Source organism: Enterobacter cloacae complex sp. 418I7 (assembly GCF_050030705.1).
GTDB classification, from domain to species: domain Bacteria; phylum Pseudomonadota; class Gammaproteobacteria; order Enterobacterales; family Enterobacteriaceae; genus Enterobacter; species Enterobacter intestinihominis.
The window spans coordinates 4081230-4098396 of the sequence record NZ_JBLGUU010000001.1; the positions used below are offsets into that span (position 1 = coordinate 4081230).

Annotated in this window: 15 protein-coding genes and 2 tRNA genes; 3 read left to right on the forward strand and 14 right to left on the reverse strand. The window is 53.3% G+C overall.

The features are described from left to right. Positions 1-178: 178 nt before the first annotated feature. The 7 genes from rpsO to ACQG0S_RS19695 all read right to left on the reverse strand — a co-directional run bounded on the left by rpsO (position 179) and on the right by ACQG0S_RS19695 (position 7043). Complete coding sequence (gene rpsO, locus ACQG0S_RS19665; protein ID WP_003861789.1) at positions 179-448, reverse strand: 30S ribosomal protein S15; 270 nt, start codon at positions 446-448, stop codon at positions 179-181. A 154-nt stretch (positions 449-602) separates the two neighbouring features. Next, on the reverse strand, positions 603-1553 hold the full coding sequence (truB, locus tag ACQG0S_RS19670; RefSeq protein ID WP_023298718.1) for a tRNA pseudouridine(55) synthase TruB: 951 nt from the start codon (positions 1551-1553) through the stop codon (positions 603-605). Then, positions 1553-1957: a 30S ribosome-binding factor RbfA gene (gene rbfA, locus ACQG0S_RS19675; RefSeq protein ID WP_003861793.1), complete on the reverse strand. Its 405-nt coding sequence runs from the start codon at positions 1955-1957 to the stop codon at positions 1553-1555. Before rbfA ends, truB begins: the two co-directional genes overlap by 1 nt. A gap of 106 nt (positions 1958-2063) precedes the next feature. Next, positions 2064-4751 carry a translation initiation factor IF-2 gene (gene infB / locus ACQG0S_RS19680; RefSeq protein ID WP_022649517.1) on the reverse strand — a complete coding sequence of 896 codons (2688 nt, stop codon included), beginning with the start codon at positions 4749-4751 and terminating at the stop codon, positions 2064-2066. Between the two features lie 24 nt (positions 4752-4775). Further along, complete coding sequence (nusA, locus tag ACQG0S_RS19685) at positions 4776-6278, reverse strand: transcription termination factor NusA (RefSeq protein ID WP_003861798.1); 1503 nt, start codon at positions 6276-6278, stop codon at positions 4776-4778. A 28-nt stretch (positions 6279-6306) separates the two neighbouring features. Next, positions 6307-6759, reverse strand: a complete 453-nt coding sequence (gene rimP, locus ACQG0S_RS19690; protein ID WP_014833432.1) for a ribosome maturation factor RimP — start codon at positions 6757-6759, stop codon at positions 6307-6309. Positions 6760-6966: 207 nt separating this feature from the next. Next, positions 6967-7043, reverse strand: a tRNA-Met gene (locus ACQG0S_RS19695). A gap of 287 nt (positions 7044-7330) precedes the next feature. Between ACQG0S_RS19695 and argG the strand changes: the two genes are divergently transcribed. Further along, the gene (argG, locus tag ACQG0S_RS19700; RefSeq protein WP_022649518.1) at positions 7331-8677 is read left to right on the forward strand and encodes an argininosuccinate synthase; all 1347 of its coding nucleotides are present in this window, start codon (positions 7331-7333) and stop codon (positions 8675-8677) included. A 187-nt stretch (positions 8678-8864) separates the two neighbouring features. Here argG and ACQG0S_RS19705 read toward each other — a convergent pair. The 6 genes from ACQG0S_RS19705 to rlmE form a co-directional block, all read right to left on the reverse strand. After that, positions 8865-8951, reverse strand: a tRNA-Leu gene (locus ACQG0S_RS19705). Between the two features lie 9 nt (positions 8952-8960). Further along, positions 8961-9293 (reverse strand): preprotein translocase subunit SecG, encoded by a 333-nt coding sequence (gene secG / locus ACQG0S_RS19710; RefSeq protein WP_003861803.1) that lies wholly within the window; start codon positions 9291-9293, stop codon positions 8961-8963. 222 nt (positions 9294-9515) lie between these two features. After that, entirely contained in the window at positions 9516-10853 is a 1338-nt protein-coding gene (glmM, locus tag ACQG0S_RS19715; protein ID WP_003861804.1) for a phosphoglucosamine mutase, read from the reverse strand. Continuing rightward, positions 10846-11694 (reverse strand): dihydropteroate synthase, encoded by an 849-nt coding sequence (gene folP, locus ACQG0S_RS19720; protein WP_022649520.1) that lies wholly within the window; start codon positions 11692-11694, stop codon positions 10846-10848. The genes glmM and folP overlap by 8 nt, the downstream gene beginning before the upstream one ends. A gap of 98 nt (positions 11695-11792) precedes the next feature. After that, complete coding sequence (gene ftsH / locus ACQG0S_RS19725) at positions 11793-13727, reverse strand: ATP-dependent zinc metalloprotease FtsH (protein WP_003861810.1); 1935 nt, start codon at positions 13725-13727, stop codon at positions 11793-11795. A 102-nt stretch (positions 13728-13829) separates the two neighbouring features. Continuing rightward, the gene (gene rlmE, locus ACQG0S_RS19730; RefSeq protein ID WP_003861812.1) at positions 13830-14456 is read right to left on the reverse strand and encodes a 23S rRNA (uridine(2552)-2'-O)-methyltransferase RlmE; all 627 of its coding nucleotides are present in this window, start codon (positions 14454-14456) and stop codon (positions 13830-13832) included. A 127-nt stretch (positions 14457-14583) separates the two neighbouring features. Here rlmE and yhbY point away from each other — a divergent pair, with 127 nt between their 5' ends. Next, positions 14584-14877 (forward strand): ribosome assembly RNA-binding protein YhbY, encoded by a 294-nt coding sequence (gene yhbY / locus ACQG0S_RS19735; protein ID WP_003861814.1) that lies wholly within the window; start codon positions 14584-14586, stop codon positions 14875-14877. A gap of 151 nt (positions 14878-15028) precedes the next feature. Here the strand turns inward: yhbY and greA are convergent, their stop codons facing one another. Continuing rightward, positions 15029-15505, reverse strand: coding sequence for a transcription elongation factor GreA (greA, locus tag ACQG0S_RS19740; RefSeq protein WP_014171793.1), 477 nt, complete (start codon positions 15503-15505; stop codon positions 15029-15031). A 228-nt stretch (positions 15506-15733) separates the two neighbouring features. Between greA and dacB the strand changes: the two genes are divergently transcribed. Further along, positions 15734-17167, forward strand: coding sequence for a serine-type D-Ala-D-Ala carboxypeptidase (gene dacB / locus ACQG0S_RS19745; protein ID WP_003861817.1), 1434 nt, complete (start codon positions 15734-15736; stop codon positions 17165-17167).

Sequence of the window (17167 nt, forward strand, 5' to 3'; positions counted from 1 at the left end):
TCTTCGCATCCTCGCGACTAATGACAACCGACACCCCCATGGGTGAAGCCTCTCATTAGCCGCGCGAACCTCTGCAATGAAGATCATTTATAGCAACAATACAATAGTTTCCCCTGAATTGCTGCCGTCTGGTTGAAAAAAGGGGCCATCAGGCCCCCTTTTCTGAAACTCGCAAGAATTAGCGACGCAGACCCAGACGCTCGATCAGCGCGGTGTAGCGTGCAACATCTTTACGCTTCAGGTAGTCGAGCAGTTTACGACGCTGAGAAACCATACGCAGCAGACCACGACGGCTGTGGTGATCTTTTTTGTGCTCTGCAAAGTGACCCTGCAGGTGGTTAATCTGTGCAGTCAGCAGTGCAACCTGAACTTCGGTAGAACCGCTGTCGTTAGTACCACGACCAAACTCAGAAACGATTTTAGCTTTAGCTTCAACGCTTAGAGACATTTTCAAACTCCAAAGTATAAAGAATGTAAGGATGCCGATCTCTAATTCAGCTATCCCATGTACGCCCCGCAGATTGTTAAACAATTTACCAGGCGTTAAGCGGCGATATTCTACTCGTCTCCCCTGCTTATCGCAAGGTGAGGCGTTATCACCGTCACGCTTCGACCGGGTATTCGACGACCAGACGACGCGGGGCAACGCGCCCTTCACCGTCCATTTCGCCCATCCCGATAAACTTGCCTTCCTCCCCTTCCGTCACACGGACCAGGCCCTCAAGCGGCGCCCCCGTTGTGCGGACCGGGTTTCCGTTCTTAAAGTAAACGGACGATGTTAAAGGAAGATTAACAACCGGGAAATCTGCTGCCGGACTGTCCATTGGCATCAGCAGCGGGTCCAGCAGATCGGCCGGCGCAATTCCCTGCGCTTGCGCCTGTTCAGCCAGGGCGTGCAGATGCTCAAGCGTTACCATACGTTCGACCGGATACTTGCTGACCGCCAGACGACGCAGATAAATCACATGCGCGCCGCAGCCCAGCTTTTCACCGAGGTCGTCAATGATGGTGCGGATGTAGGTCCCTTTCGAACAGTGTACTTCCAGCTCCAGCTCATCACCTTCGTGGCGAATGAACAGCAGCTCATACACGGTAATCGGACGGGCTTCACGCGGAACGTCAATGCCCTGACGCGCATATTCGTAAAGCTTCTTGCCCTGATATTTCAACGCCGAATACATCGACGGCACCTGCATTGTGTCGCCCCGGAAGCTCTCCAGCGCCGCATCAAGTTGCTCTGCGCTGAAGGTTACCGGACGCTCTTCAACGACCTGACCATCCGCATCGGAAGTGTCCGTGCGCTGGCCCAGTTTGGCAATCACGCGGTAGCGCTTATCGGAATCCAGCAGATACTGGGAAAACTTTGTCGCTTCACCCAGGCAGATCGGGAGCATCCCGGTTGCCAGCGGATCCAGCGCGCCGGTGTGCCCCGCGCGATTGGCGTTATAAATACGCTTTACTTTTTGCAGCACGTCGTTGCTGGATGCGCCCTGTGGTTTATCCAGCAACAGCACGCCATGCACGTCACGACCGCGACGACGAGGACGACTCATCAGTCCTCCTTGCTGTCGTCCGCCGGGTTAACACGACGCTCATCGTCATGTTTCACCACGCTGGTCACCAGGTTGGACATACGCATACCCTCAACCAGCGAGTTGTCGTAGAAGAAGGTCAGCTCCGGCACAATACGCAGACGCATCGCTTTGCCAAGCAGAGAGCGGATGAAACCAGAGGCTTCCTGCAGCGCTTTAATGCCGTTCTTCACGGCGTCTTCATCCTGGTCATTCAGGAATGTCACAAACACTTTGGCGTACGCCAGGTCGCGGGACATTTCCACGCCAGACACGGTGGTCATCATCCCCACGCGTGGATCTTTGATTTCACGTTGCAGAATGAGAGCGATCTCTTTCTGCATCTCCTGCGCGACGCGCTGTGGGCGACCAAATTCTTTCGCCATAATAAATTCTCCAGACAAAAAAGGGGCTTAAGCCCCTTTTTAAAATTACTGCCGGGTGGCGCTTCGCTTACCCGGCCTACGCTAATTAATCTTCAGTTGACGAAGATTACGCGATGGTACGCTGAATTTCGATGATCTCGAACACTTCGATCATATCGCCAACGCGAACGTCGTTGTAGTTCTTAACACCGATACCACATTCCATGCCGTTACGAACTTCGTTAACGTCATCTTTGAAGCGGCGCAGGGATTCCAGCTCACCTTCGTAGATAACCACGTTGTCGCGCAGTACGCGGATTGGGTTGTGACGCTTAATGGTCCCTTCGGTAACCATACAGCCCGCGATCGCACCGAATTTCGGTGATTTGAACACGTCACGTACTTCAGCCAGACCGATGATCTGCTGTTTCAGCTCAGGAGACAGCATGCCGCTCATCGCTGCTTTCACTTCGTCAATCAGGTTATAGATGACGGAGTAGTAACGCAGATCCAGGCTTTCAGCATCGATAACTTTACGCGCAGATGCGTCAGCACGAACGTTGAAGCCAACCAGGATAGCGTTGGACGCGGCTGCCAGGGTTGCGTCAGTTTCGGTGATACCACCTACGCCAGAACCGATGATCTTCACTTTCACTTCGTCGGTAGACAGTTTCAGCAAGGAGTCGGAGATCGCTTCCACAGAACCCTGTACGTCCGCTTTCAGAACGATGTTCACTTCGTGAACTTCGCCTTCAGTCATGTTGGCGAACATGTTCTCGAGTTTAGATTTCTGCTGGCGAGCCAGTTTCACCTCACGGAATTTACCCTGACGATACAGCGCCACTTCACGTGCTTTCTTCTCGTCACGTACCACGGTTACTTCGTCACCGGCAGCCGGAACACCGGACAGGCCGAGGATTTCCACTGGGATGGACGGACCCGCTTCCAGCACTTCCTGACCCAGTTCGTTACGCATCGCACGAACGCGACCGTATTCGAAACCACACAGAACGATGTCGCCCTTGTGCAGAGTACCTTCGCGAACCAGAACGGTTGCAACCGGACCACGACCTTTATCCAGGAAGGATTCGATTACCGCGCCGCTCGCCATACCTTTACGAACCGCTTTCAGCTCCAGAACTTCAGCCTGAAGCAGGATAGCGTTCAGCAGGTCGTCGATACCGGTACCTGCTTTTGCAGATACAGGGATGAACTGCGCTTCACCGCCCCACTCTTCCGGCATAACGCCGTACTGTGACAGTTCGTTCTTAACGCGATCCATATCGGCTTCTGGCTTATCGATTTTGTTGACTGCAACAACCAAAGGCACCTGCGCCGCTTTCGCGTGCTGGATAGCTTCAATGGTCTGTGGCATCACGCCATCATCGGCAGCAACAACCAGAACAACGATATCCGTTGCCTGAGCACCACGAGCACGCATTGAGGTAAACGCTGCGTGGCCTGGGGTATCCAGGAAGGTGATCATGCCGTTTTCGGTTTCTACGTGGTAAGCACCGATATGCTGGGTAATACCACCCGCTTCGCCGGAGGCAACCTTAGTAGAACGAATGTAGTCAAGCAGAGAGGTTTTACCGTGGTCAACGTGACCCATGATGGTCACAACCGGGGCACGCGGTTCAGCCGCTGCGCCCGTATCACGGTCGCTCATTACTGCTTCTTCCAGCTCGTTTTCACGACGCAGGATAACTTTGTGGCCCATCTCCTCGGCAACCAGCTGTGCGGTTTCCTGGTCGATGACCTGGTTGATGGTGGCCATTGCGCCCAGCTTCATCATCGCTTTGATGACCTGAGAGCCTTTCACCGCCATCTTGTTAGCCAGTTCGCCAACGGTGATGGTTTCGCCGATCACAACGTCACGGTTAACGGCCTGAGCTGGCTTCTGGAAGCCCTGCTGCAGAGCGGAACCTTTACGCTTACCGCCTTTACCACCGCGAACCGCTGCACGTGCTTCTTCACGGTCAGCTTTAGATTCAGCGTGCTTGTTACCTTTTTTCGCAGGACGCGCCGCTTTTGTACTGCGAGTACGGCCACGACCACCTTCAACTTCACGGTCGTTATCGTCTTCTGCCTGGCGCGCATGCTGAGAAGTGGTTACGTGATAATCGCTGTTGTCTTCAGTTGGTTCAGCGGTATTCACACCGTTCTTCTCGTTTTCTTCTGCCATGCGACGCGCTTCTTCGGCGACGCGGCGAGCTTCTTCTTCAAGCTTGCGGCGGGCTTCTTCTTCCGCTTTACGCTTCAGCTCGGCAGCTTCATTTTCACGGCGGGCTTTTTCAGCCTGGGCAGTTTTGGTCATTTCGTCGGTCTGTTGATTGCTCACTTTGTCTTTTTCCGCAGCGTCACGCTTCGCTTTTTCACCGGCGTCGCGTTTCGCTTTTTCTGCGGCCTCACGTTCAGCTTTTAATTCTGCTTCGCGTTTAGCAGTGGCTTCTGCCTCACGCTGAGCTTGTTCTTCCGCTTCACGCTGTGCCTGCTCTTCCGCAGCAAGGCGTTCTGCCTCTTGCGGATCACGTTTTACAAAGGTGCGCGTCTTGCGGACTTCAATTTGTACCGATTTGCTTTTGCCACCGGTACCAGGGATGTTCAACGTGCTACGCGTTTTGCGCTGCAGCGTTAACTTGTCAGGCGTAGAGCCGTGTTCACGGTTCAGGTGCGCTAACAAGGTTTGTTTTTCTTGCGCGGTCACCGAGTCATCAGCGGCCTTCGGGATCCCTGCATCAGCAAATTGCTGTACCAGGCGGTCCACGGAGGTCTGAATCTCAGCAGCCAGCGATTTTACAGTTACATCAGTCATGCTGTTCCTTCCTGCTACAGTTTATTACGCTTCGTCGCCGAACCAGCAAATATTACGTGCGGCCATGATGAGTTCGCCGGCTTTCTCGTCGGTTAAACCTTCGATATCAGCCAGGTCATCAACGCCTTGCTCAGCGAGATCTTCCAGCGTACAAACACCACGGGCAGCCAGCTTGAACGCAATCGCACGATCAAGACCTTCCAGATTCAGCAGGTCATCAGCCGGCTTCTTATCGCCAAGGCTTTCTTCCTGAGCCAGCGCCAGGGTGGTCAGTGCGTTTTTAGCGCGTTCACGCAGGGCTTCAACGGTTGGTTCATCCAGACCGTCAATTTCCAGCAGCTCTTTCATTGGCACGTAGGCCAGTTCTTCCAGCGTAGAGAAACCTTCTTCAACCAGCACAGTGGCGAAGTCTTCGTCAATGTCCAGGTATTTGGTGAAGGTATCGATCGCCGCGTGGGCTTCAGCCTGATGCTTGGCCTGAAGGTCATCAACGGTCATCACGTTGAGTTCCCAGCCGCTCAGCTGTGACGCCAGACGTACGTTCTGACCGTTACGGCCAATCGCCTGCGCCAGGTTGCCCGCTTCTACAGCGATATCCATGGTGTGTTTGTCTTCGTCAACAACGATAGACGCCACATCAGCCGGTGCCATTGCGTTGATCACGAACTGCGCCGGATTGTCGTCCCACAGAACGATATCAATACGCTCGCCGCCCAGTTCGGTAGAAACCGCCTGAACACGTGCGCCACGCATACCGACGCAAGCACCGACCGGGTCGATACGCTTGTCGTTGGTTTTCACCGCAATTTTCGCACGGGAACCCGGATCGCGGGCCGCCGCTTTGATTTCGATAACTTCTTCGCCGATTTCCGGCACTTCGATACGGAACAGTTCAACCAGCATTTCTGGTTTAGAACGCGTCACGAACAGCTGTGCACCACGTGCTTCAGGACGTACGGCATACAGCACACCACGAATACGGTCGCCTGGGCGGAAGTTTTCACGCGGCAGCATGTCTTCACGCAGGATAACGGCTTCAGCGTTACCCGGCAGCCCTTCGGATTTGATCTCCAGAGAGATGTTATCGCGGTTCACTTTCTTCACCACGCCAGTGATGATTTCGCCTTCCTGATCGCGGAACTGATCGACAACCAGCGCGCGCTCGGCTTCGCGAACTTTCTGCACGATAACCTGCTTCGCGGTCTGGGTGGTGATACGGTCGAAGGTGACAGATTCAATCTGATCTTCAACGTAGTCACCCACGTTCAGACTTTCGTCTTCAAAACGTGCCGCTTCCAGGGTGATCTCTTTGGTCGGTTGGGTCACTTCTTCAACGATTACCCAACGACGGAATGTATCGAAGTCACCGCTTTTACGATCGATTTCTACGCGAACATCGATCTCTTGTTCGTATTTTTTCTTGGTTGCTGTAGCCAGTGCACTTTCCAGCGCTTCGAAAATCTTCTCACGCGGCAGTGATTTCTCGTTGGAGACGGCTTCAACAACAGCCAAAATTTCTTTGTTCATCGCGGGCTTTTCACCTCAATCCAGACTGTTAAAAGTGGGGAACCAGGTTCGCCTTCTGGATATTACTCAGCGCGAACACTTCATCTTTGCCTTCGACTGTCACCGTGATCATTTCACCATCAACGGCTTTGATAATTCCCTGCCATTTACGGCGGTTCTGTACGGCCATACGCAGAACGAGAGCCACTTCTTCACCGGTAAAGCGCACATAGTGCTCGGCCGTGAACATCGGACGATCGAGGCCAGGTGAGGAAACTTCCAGGTTGTACGCAACGGTAATCGGATCTTCAACATCAAGAACCGCACTCACCTGGTGGCTGACATCAGCACAATCATCAACATTGATGCCATCTTCACTATCAATATAGATGCGCAGCGTCGATGTGCGGCCGCGAACGAATTCGATGCCGACCAGTTCGTAGCCCAGTGCTTCGACCGGTGCAGTAATCATCTCTGTTAATTTTTGCTCTAATGTGGACAAGCCCACCCCCAAGACATAAAAAAAGGGCGTAAAGCCCAGTTATTCTGTAGTCAGATAACAAAAAACCCCGATAAATCGGGGCTTTAGATAACTGAACCCTATAGCCACAACTGTGGCCTGGAGCACTTTCCGAAAGAATTTTTTCAAATCCAGCTACGAAGGCTCTAAGTCTTCACAGTATATTTGAAAAAGAACTTTATAGGAAAGTGGTTGCGGGGGCCGGATTTGAACCGACGACCTTCGGGTTATGAGCCCGACGAGCTACCAGGCTGCTCCACCCCGCGCCTGAAACGTGGCAAATTCTACGCGTTTTGGACAGAATTTGCAAATAATGCTGGGATTTGGTACCGAAGACGGGACGTAAAATCGGCGTTTAGTATATTGATAGTTGACCCCACCTGTCAACCCAGCTTCTGCCAGACAGAACAGACCAATTTTTTTACAAAAAACGCACGAGTCTCTTCCGGTCTTCGACAAAAGATGATTAAATGAATACTCACTTATTTTGCATAAAAATGCACAAGAGAGCGAAAGCGGTCTCTAATCAGTCAATCAAGCAGGGTTTTATTCTATGACGACGATTCTCAAGCATCTTCCGGTAGGACAACGTATTGGCATCGCTTTCTCAGGCGGCCTGGATACCAGCGCTGCACTGCTGTGGATGCGCCAGAAGGGAGCGGTTCCGTATGCATATACTGCGAACCTGGGTCAGCCGGACGAGGAAGATTATGACGCGATCCCTCGTCGTGCCATGGAGTATGGCGCAGAGAACGCACGTCTGATTGACTGCCGTAAGCAACTGGTCGCTGAAGGCATTGCCGCTATCCAGTGCGGTGCTTTTCATAACACTACCGGCGGCCTGACCTATTTTAATACCACTCCGCTGGGTCGTGCTGTCACCGGCACCATGCTGGTCGCCGCCATGAAAGAAGATGGCGTGAACATCTGGGGTGATGGCAGTACCTATAAAGGCAACGATATTGAACGTTTCTATCGTTACGGTCTGCTGACCAACGCCGAGTTGCAGATCTACAAACCGTGGCTGGATACCGACTTCATCGACGAACTGGGTGGCCGTCATGAAATGTCTGAGTTTATGATTGCCTGCGGCTTTGACTATAAGATGTCCGTTGAGAAAGCCTACTCAACCGACTCCAACATGCTGGGTGCGACGCACGAAGCGAAAGACCTGGAATTCCTGAACTCCAGCGTAAAAATTGTTAACCCGATCATGGGCGTAAAATTCTGGGATGAGAACGTGAAGATCCCGGCGGAAGAAGTGACCGTGCGTTTCGAACGCGGCCATCCGGTTGCCCTGAACGGTAAAACCTTCTCAGACGATGTTGAACTGATGCTGGAAGCAAACCGCATCGGCGGTCGTCACGGTCTGGGTATGAGCGATCAGATCGAAAACCGTATCATCGAAGCGAAAAGCCGTGGCATTTACGAAGCTCCGGGGATGGCGCTGCTGCACATCGCTTACGAGCGTCTGCTGACCGGTATTCACAACGAAGACACCATTGAGCAGTATCACGCTCATGGCCGTCAGCTGGGCAAACTGCTGTATCAGGGTCGCTGGTTTGATCCACAGGCGCTGATGCTGCGTGACGCCCTGCAACGTTGGGTGGCGAGCGCAATCACCGGCGAAGTGACGCTGGAACTGCGTCGCGGCAATGATTACTCCATCCTCAATACCGTGTCTGACAACCTGACCTATAAAGCAGAGCGTCTTACCATGGAGAAAGGTGAGTCAGTATTCTCTCCGGATGACCGTATCGGTCAACTGACCATGCGTAACCTGGACATCACCGATACCCGTGAGAAGCTGTTCAACTATGTTGAGAATGGCCTGCTCTCCGCGAATTCCGGTAATGGTCTGCCGCAGGTTGAGAACCTGGAACACAGCGATAAGAAGTGATCGACAGCAAGACATGCAAAAGGCGCCCAATGGGCGCCTTTTTTGTGGTCTTCGTAGGCCCGGTAAGCGCAGCGCCACCGGGCAAAACGGCGGGCGGCGCTGCGCTTACCCGCCCTACAATAGATCGGAAACACAGAATGTACAGACGAAAAAAAAGACGTCTCGCGACGTCTTTCTTCTGGAATATTGGTACCGAGGATGGGACTCGAACCCACAAGCCCGTTAGGGCACTACCACCTCAAGGTAGCGTGTCTACCAATTCCACCACCTCGGTACTGAATACTTACTGCGGGATATCGCTGGTTGGCTTAGCCGGTGCAGCTGGCTGAGTTTGCTCAGTTTTTGCTGGCGCGCTCAGGTTTTCCCACTCGCTTCCTTTACTGGTCTTGTTGCTATTGATATTGCCCAGCACCAGACTGATGATGAAGAACAGCGTAGCCAGAATCGCCGTCGTACGGGTCATGAAGTTCGCAGAACCACTTGAACCGAACAGCGTACCGGAAGCGCCTGCTCCGAAGGAGGCTCCCATATCAGCGCCTTTACCTTGCTGCAGCATAATCAGCGCTACGAGAGCGATGGCTACAATAAGGAAAATAACTAAAAGAGCTTCGTACATAATCAACCTGTTCCTTGCGGATTTGCCGCATACCAATGCTTCGACCAATTAGCAGGATTTTGTTTCCCACTGAAGCGGGTGTGAATACTAACCAAAGCGAATCACCTTCGCAAGGGCATTTTCGAGGCATTGTATCAACTGCGGAAAAAAACAGCAAAAAGCCATTAATTGCTTAAAACAAAGGCGGCAAACGCCGCCTTTTTAAACACTTATTCTGAAAGATTATGCAGCTTTCACTGCATCCGCAATGCGGTGCGCAAATTCAGTTACCTGCGCTTCGTCTTCACCTTCCACCATCACGCGGATCAGCGGCTCGGTACCCGACTTACGCAGCAGGACGCGTCCACGGCTGCCAAGCGTCGCTTCCACCTCTGCCATCACCGCTTTCACGTTATCATTTTCCAGCGGGTCGCCTTTACCAGCGGTGAAACGCACGTTCACCAGGATCTGCGGGAACATTTTCATGCCGCTGCACAGATCGTGCAGGCTCATATGGTTACGCGCCATCGCGGCAACAACCTGAAGCGCCGCCACAATGCCGTCACCGGTGGTGGTTTTATCGAGCAGGATCACGTGGCCGGAGTTTTCCGCGCCAATGCGCCAGCCTTTTTCCTGAAGTTTTTCCAGCACGTAGCGGTCACCCACTTTCGCGCGAACAAACGGGATGCCCAGCTGTTTCAGCGCCAGCTCCAGACCCATATTGCTCATCAGCGTGCCCACCGCGCCACCGCGCAGTTGCCCCTGACGCAGGCCTTCACGCGCAATGATGTAGAGGATCTGATCCCCGTCGACCTTGTTACCTTCGTGGTCAACCATGATCACACGATCGCCATCGCCATCCAGGGCAATACCCAGATCGGCTTTTTCAGCCAGTACACGCGCCTGCAAGGCACGCACGTCTGTCGCGCCGACTTCTTCATTGATGTTCAGACCGTCCGGCTCGCAGCCGATGGTGATCACTTTCGCACCCAGCTCGCGGAAAACATTCGGCGCAATGTGATAGGTCGCACCGTTTGCACAGTCCACCACAATTTTGAGGTGTGCCAGGCTCAGTTCATTCGGGAACGTGCCTTTGCAGAATTCAATGTAGCGGCCTGCGGCATCGACAATACGGTTGGCTTTACCCAGCTCAGCGGAGTCGACACAGGTGATCTCTTTCTCCATTTCCGCTTCAATCGCCTCTTCCACGTCATCCGGCAGTTTAGTGCCGTCGATGGAGAAGAATTTGATACCGTTGTCATAGAACGGATTATGAGAAGCTGAAATGACGATGCCCGCTTCCGCACGGAAGGTACGAGTCAGATAGGCAACAGCAGGGGTCGGCATTGGCCCCGTAAAGGAAGCTGAAAGCCCCGCCGCCGCCAGCCCGGCTTCCAGCGCGGACTCCAGCATATAACCCGAAATACGGGTATCTTTACCAATAATGATCTTACGGGAGCCATGACGCGCCAGTACCTTACCCGCCGCCCAACCCAGCTTCAGGACAAAGTCAGGGGTAATTGGCGCATCGCCTACGCGCCCACGGATGCCATCGGTACCAAAATATTTACGATTACTCATAGCGTTTGTTTTCCTTCGCTGCCAGTGTGGCTTCCACCACACGCATGGCTTCTACTGTTTCTTTTACGTCATGGACGCGAATGATGTGTGCACCTTGCATCGCGGCAATCACCGCGCAGGCCAGACTGCCGCTCAGACGTTCGTTCGGCCCGACATTCAACAACTGACCAATCATCGATTTTCTCGACATTCCCACCAGCAGTGGCAGGCCGAACTGATGAAACTCTGATAAGCGCGCAAGCAACGCGTAATTGTGTGAGAGATTTTTACCGAAACCGAAGCCCGGGTCGAGCAGCAATTTCTCTTTTGCGATACCCGCACGTTCACAGCGTTCGATATGCTCAATAAAGAAGCGGGTGACGTCGGCAAACACATCTTCATATTTTGGCGCCTCCTGCATTGTCTTAGGCTGGCCCTGCATATGCATCAGACACACCGGTAGCCCGGTTTCAGCGGCGGCTTCAATTGCGCCCGGCTCGGTCAGCGAGCGGATATCATTAATAATGTGAGCACCCACTCTCGCCACTTCACGGATCACTTCGGGTTTGGAGGTATCAACGGAGATCCACACTTCAAAGCGCCGGGCGATAGCCTCCACCACCGGCACCACGCGCGCCAGCTCTTCTTCCACCGAAACCTCCGCCGCGCCAGGCCGCGTTGACTCCCCTCCAACGTCAATGATGGTGGCACCCGCGTTGATCATTAAATTCGCGTGTTTAACCGCGTCGATAAGCGAGTTATGCGTGCCGCCGTCAGAGAAGGAATCAGGCGTGACATTCAGGATCCCCATCACATGCGGATGTGAAAGGTCGAGATGCGAGTCCTGGGCGAAGAGTTTCATGGCTAAATCCCTGTTATTTGCATGGTTATATAAAAAAGAAAAACCCCGGAGCACGCTCCAGGGTTTGATGTACAGACAAACGCTTCAACAGCAGTGACTTACTTGTCGCCCAACTGCTCTGACATGGTGTTGCCCGGGTTTGGCGTACGCGGTTCATCGACCGGACGCGGTGCACGCGGGGTGCCATTGTTGTCAGAATTGTTAGACGCGCCTGGGTCTTCCCAGCCTGCTGGCGGACGCACTTCGCGGCGCGCCATCAGGTCGTCAATCTGCGGTGCATCGATGGTCTCATATTTCATGAGCGCATCTTTCATCGAATGCAGGATGTCCATATTGTCGTTCAGGATCTGACGGGCGCGAGCGTAGTTACGTTCAATCAGCGCTTTCACTTCCTGATCGATGATACGTGCCGTTTCATCGGACATATGTTTCGCTTTTGCCACAGAGCGGCCCAGGAATACTTCGCCCTCTTCCTCTGCATACAGCAGCGGACCGAGTTTGTCGGAGAAGCCCCACTGAGTCACCATGTTACGCGCCAGGTTTGTCGCCACTTTAATATCGTTCGACGCACCGGTGGAAACATGTTCCGCACCGTAGATAATCTCTTCAGCCAGACGACCGCCGTACAGGGTTGAAATCTGGCTTTCCAGCTTCTGACGGCTGGCGCTGATCGCGTCGCCTTCAGGCAGGAAGAAGGTCACACCCAGCGCACGACCGCGCGGAATAATCGTCACCTTGTGTACGGGATCGTGTTCCGGCACCAGACGACCGATAATCGCGTGGCCCGCTTCGTGATATGCCGTGGACTCTTTCTGCGCTTCCGTCATCACCATGGAGCGACGTTCCGCACCCATCATGATTTTGTCTTTCGCTTTCTCGAATTCCACCATGGACACTACACGCTTGTTACCGCGAGCGGCAAACAGTGCTGCCTCGTTGACCAGGTTAGCCAGATCCGCACCGGAGAAGCCTGGAGTACCACGCGCGATGATTGCCGCGTCGATATCTGGCGCCAGCGGTACGCGTCGCATATGCACTTTCAGAATCTGTTCACGACCACGAACATCCGGCAGACCGACCACAACCTGACGGTCGAAACGGCCTGGACGCAGCAGCGCAGGGTCGAGTACGTCTGGACGGTTAGTTGCCGCGATAACGATGATACCTTCGTTACCTTCAAAGCCGTCCATTTCAACCAGCATCTGGTTCAGGGTCTGCTCACGTTCATCGTGACCACCGCCCAGGCCTGCGCCACGCTGGCGGCCAACGGCGTCGATTTCATCGATGAAGATGATGCACGGTGCTGCCTTCTTAGCCTGCTCGAACATGTCACGCACACGAGATGCACCGACACCCACGAACATTTCAACGAAGTCAGAACCTGAAATAGTAAAGAACGGGACCTTCGCTTCACCCGCGATGGCTTTTGCCAGCAGGGTTTTACCGGTACCCGGAGGGCCGACCATCAGGACGCCTTTCGGGATCTTACCGCCCAGTTTCTGGAAACGGCTCGGCTCGCGCAGGTATTCAACCAGTTCACCCACCTCTTCTTTTGCTTCGTCACAACCTGCTACGTCAGCAAAGGTGGTCTTGATCTGGTCTTCCGTCAGCATACGCGCCTTGCTCTTACCGAACGACATGGCACCTTTGCCACCACCGCCCTGCATCTGGCGCATAAAGAAGATCCAGACACCGATAAGAAGCAGCATCGGGAACCAGGAAATGAAGATAGAAGCCAACAGGCTTGGTTCTTCCGGCGGCTCGCCTACCACTTTGACGTTTTTGGTCAGAAGGTTATCAAGCAGCTTAGGATCGTTCACCGGGATGTAAGTCGTGTAACGGTTACTATCTTTCTTGGTAACGTTGATCTCACGTCCGTTGATACGCGCTTCGCGAACCTGGTCCTGATTGACCTCTTGCAGGAAGGTAGAATAATCCACCTTGCGGCCATTCGACTCGCTGGGCCCAAAGCTCTGGAAAACTGACATCAGCACAACGGCAATGACCAGCCAGAGTATTAGGTTTTTCGCCATGTCACTCAAGGGATTAACCTCATATTACAACTGTGTTAAAAACAGCGTCAGGATACTCTATATCCAGTTTCATTCAAACTTTCGCCTGAAATCTACCGGTTATCATTTTCGCCCGGTCGCTACAATATACACTTCACGGGAACGGGCCCGGGAAGAGTCCGGCTTACGAACTTTGACCTTCGCAAACAGGGAGCGAATTTCCTTAAGATACTCCTCGAAACCTTCGCCCTGAAACACCTTCACAACAAAACTACCACCAGGCGCTAGTACATCACGACACATTTCTAACGCTAGTTCCACCAGATACATGGCGCGGGGGATATCCACCGCCGGTGTTCCACACATATTTGGTGCCATATCCGACATGACAACCTGGACCTTACTGTCACCTACACGATCAAGTAATGCTTTAAGCACTAATTCATCACGAAAGTCGCCCTGAAGGAAGTCGACACCGACGATGGGATCCATTGGTAAAAGATCGCATGCGATGATACGGCCCGTTCCGCCGATCTGCGTAACCGCATACTGGGACCATCCGCCAGGTGCCGCACCGAGGTCGACCACCGTCATTCCCGGTTTAAAAAGTTTGTCACTTTGCTGTATTTCATCAAGTTTAAACCAGGCGCGGGAACGTAACCCCTTTTTCTGCGCCTGTTGAACATATTTATCGCTAAAGTGTTCCTGAAGCCAGCGGCTGGAGCTGGCAGAACGCTTTTTACCTGTCATTTAACATTTCCGTCCTGGTTCATCGTTACTTGCCTGTGACGTAAATTTCTACGCAGCTATTTGGCGATATTAGGGAGATGGCGGTAGAATGAACCGTTTTCAATCCCAACGTAAGCAAAAATATACGATGAATCTGAGTACTAAACAAAAACAGCACCTTAAAGGTCTGGCACATCCGCTCAAGCCTGTAGTGATGCTTGGCAACAATGGTTTGACCGAAGGGGTGCTTGCCGAGATTGAACAAGCGCTGGAACACCACGAGCTGATCAAGGTGAAAATCGCCTCTGAAGACAGAGACACTAAAAACCTGATCGTGGAAGCCATCGTGCGCGAAACCGGCGCCTGTAATGTACAGGTCATCGGTAAAACGCTGGTGCTCTATCGCCCATCTAAAGAGCGCAAAATCTCGCTGCCACGTTAAGGATATCCTGAATCAAACACATTTTCTGTGTGAAACGAGGGATTTCTTTCAGCAGGCGAGCAAAATGCCATGCTCCTTGAGTTGATAAAAGGCCGCTATGCGGCCTTTTTCTTTTCTTTACAATGTATCAACATCTTAGAAGAGAAGCGAATTACAGGTATTCAACCTTAATAATTTCGTATTCCACTTCGCCACCCGGGGTGCGGATAGTCACAACATCATCCTGCTCTTTGCCAATCAGGCCGCGAGCAATCGGGGAGTTCACCGAAATCAGGTTCTGTTTGAAGTCCGCTTCATCATCACCCACGATGCGATAGGTTTGCTCTTCGTCGTTGTCCAGATTCAGGACGGTGACGGTAGAGCCGAAGATCACGCGACCGTTGTTTGGCATTTTAGTGATATCGATAACCTGCGCGTTGGACAGTTTCGCTTCGATATCTTTGATGCGCCCCTCGCAGAAACCCTGCTGCTCACGCGCCGCGTGGTATTCAGCATTCTCTTTCAGGTCGCCATGCTCACGCGCATCCGCGATAGCGGCGATGATTTCAGGGCGACGTACGGATTTCAGAAAATCCAGCTCTTCGCGCAGTTTTTCGGCACCACGTAAGGTCATCGGAATAGCTTGCATTTGTTATACCTCTTAAACATTCCTGTTGGGAGCAGTGTTCCCTGCTCCAGCCCACCTGAACAGGCCAGAAGCAAAAAGAAAACCGACCCGGGAGCAACGCCCCAGGTCAGCAGCAATTTTTCAATTTGATACGCATTTTACCGCGAAGTTCACTATGGGTCATCGTTTACTTTACAGTGCCATGCACCGTAGTATGACGGTTTGTTTTCGGGTTGTTAGCGCGAGATTATGCGATTTTCCAGTTTTATCATCGGATTGACTACCAGTATAACGTTCACCGTTCAGGCCGCGAATGTTGATGAGTACATTAATCAACTGCCCGCCGGCGCGAACCTTGCCCTGATGGTGCAGAAGGTTGGCGCGCAGGCTCCCGAGATTGACTATCACAGTCAACAGATGGCGCTGCCTGCCAGTACCCAGAAGGTGATCACTGCCCTCGCCGCCCTGCTCCAGCTCGGGCCTGACTTCCGTTTTACTACCACCCTTGAAACCAGAGGTAACGTTGAGGGTGGCGAACTGAAAGGCGATCTTATCGCCCGTTTTGGTGGCGATCCCACCTTTAAGCGCCAGGATGTCCGCAACATGGTGGCGGTACTGAAAAAATCCGGCGTAACAAAAATTGATGGCAACGTGCTGATCGACACCTCCATTTTCGCCAGCCACGATAAAGCGCCTGGCTGGCCATGGAACGACATGACGCAGTGCTTTAGCGCCCCGCCAGCCGCCGCCATCGTTGACCGTAACTGCTTCTCCGTATCGCTTTACAGCGCGCCAAAACCCAATGACTTAGCGTTTATCCGCGTGGCGTCTTACTACCCGGTCACGATGTTCAGCCAGGTGCGGACGCTGGCGAAAGGCTCCCCGGAGGCGCAGTATTGTGAGCTCGACGTGGTACCGGGCGATCTCAATCGCTATACGCTCACCGGCTGCCTGACCCAGCGGGCCGATCCCCTCCCGCTGGCCTTTGCCATTCAGGATGGCGCAGGCTATGCCGGTGCCATTTTTAAAGATGAACTGAAGCAGGCGGGCATAACCTACACCGGAACGCTGCTGCGCCAGACGCAGGTGAATGAACCAGGCACGGTGATTGCCAGCAAACAGTCCGCGCCACTGCATGATTTGCTTAAGATTATGCTGAAAAAGTCGGATAACATGATTGCCGACACGGTGTTCCGTATGATCGGGCACGCGCGCTTTGGTGTGCCAGGAACCTGGCGGGCCGGTTCTGATGCCGTACGTCAGATCCTGCGCCAGCAGGCGGGTATCGATCTGGGCAATACGATCGCTGTCGACGGTTCCGGTTTATCGCGCCATAACCTGATCTCACCGGCCACCATGATGCAGGTGTTGCAGTACATCGCTCAGCATGACGCTGAGCTAAACTTTATTACAATGCTGCCGCTCGCCGGACACGATGGGTCACTTCAGTACCGTGCGGGCCTTCACGCTGCAGGCGTGGATGGCAAAGTGTCAGCCAAAACGGGTTCCCTGCAGGGCGTTTACAACCTTGCCGGTTTTATCACGACAGCCAGCGGGCAACGCATGGCCTTTGTGCAGTATCTGTCCGGCTATGCCGTCGAACCGGCTGACCAGCGCAATCGTCGTATTCCACTGGTGCGTTTCGAAAGCAGGCTCTATAAGGACATCTACCAGAATAACTAG

Excerpts from the sequence above, each read along its gene's own strand:
- rbfA (WP_003861793.1), bottom strand. The coding sequence starts at position 1,957 with ATGGCGAAAGAATTTGGTCGCCCACAGCGCGTCGCGCAGGAGATGCAG.
- glmM (WP_003861804.1), bottom strand. The coding sequence starts at position 10,853 with ATGAGTAATCGTAAATATTTTGGTACCGATGGCATCCGTGGGCGCGTA.
- truB (WP_023298718.1), bottom strand. The coding sequence starts at position 1,553 with ATGAGTCGTCCTCGTCGTCGCGGTCGTGACGTGCATGGCGTGCTGTTG.
- dacB (WP_003861817.1), top strand. The coding sequence starts at position 15,734 with ATGCGATTTTCCAGTTTTATCATCGGATTGACTACCAGTATAACGTTC.
- folP (WP_022649520.1), bottom strand. The coding sequence starts at position 11,694 with ATGAAACTCTTCGCCCAGGACTCGCATCTCGACCTTTCACATCCGCAT.
- secG (WP_003861803.1), bottom strand. The coding sequence starts at position 9,293 with ATGTACGAAGCTCTTTTAGTTATTTTCCTTATTGTAGCCATCGCTCTC.
- yhbY (WP_003861814.1), top strand. The coding sequence starts at position 14,584 with ATGAATCTGAGTACTAAACAAAAACAGCACCTTAAAGGTCTGGCACAT.
- greA (WP_014171793.1), bottom strand. The coding sequence starts at position 15,505 with ATGCAAGCTATTCCGATGACCTTACGTGGTGCCGAAAAACTGCGCGAA.
- ftsH (WP_003861810.1), bottom strand. The coding sequence starts at position 13,727 with ATGGCGAAAAACCTAATACTCTGGCTGGTCATTGCCGTTGTGCTGATG.
- infB (WP_022649517.1), bottom strand. The coding sequence starts at position 4,751 with ATGACTGATGTAACTGTAAAATCGCTGGCTGCTGAGATTCAGACCTCC.
- nusA (WP_003861798.1), bottom strand. The coding sequence starts at position 6,278 with ATGAACAAAGAAATTTTGGCTGTTGTTGAAGCCGTCTCCAACGAGAAA.
- rpsO (WP_003861789.1), bottom strand. The coding sequence starts at position 448 with ATGTCTCTAAGCGTTGAAGCTAAAGCTAAAATCGTTTCTGAGTTTGGT.
- rlmE (WP_003861812.1), bottom strand. The coding sequence starts at position 14,456 with ATGACAGGTAAAAAGCGTTCTGCCAGCTCCAGCCGCTGGCTTCAGGAA.
- argG (WP_022649518.1), top strand. The coding sequence starts at position 7,331 with ATGACGACGATTCTCAAGCATCTTCCGGTAGGACAACGTATTGGCATC.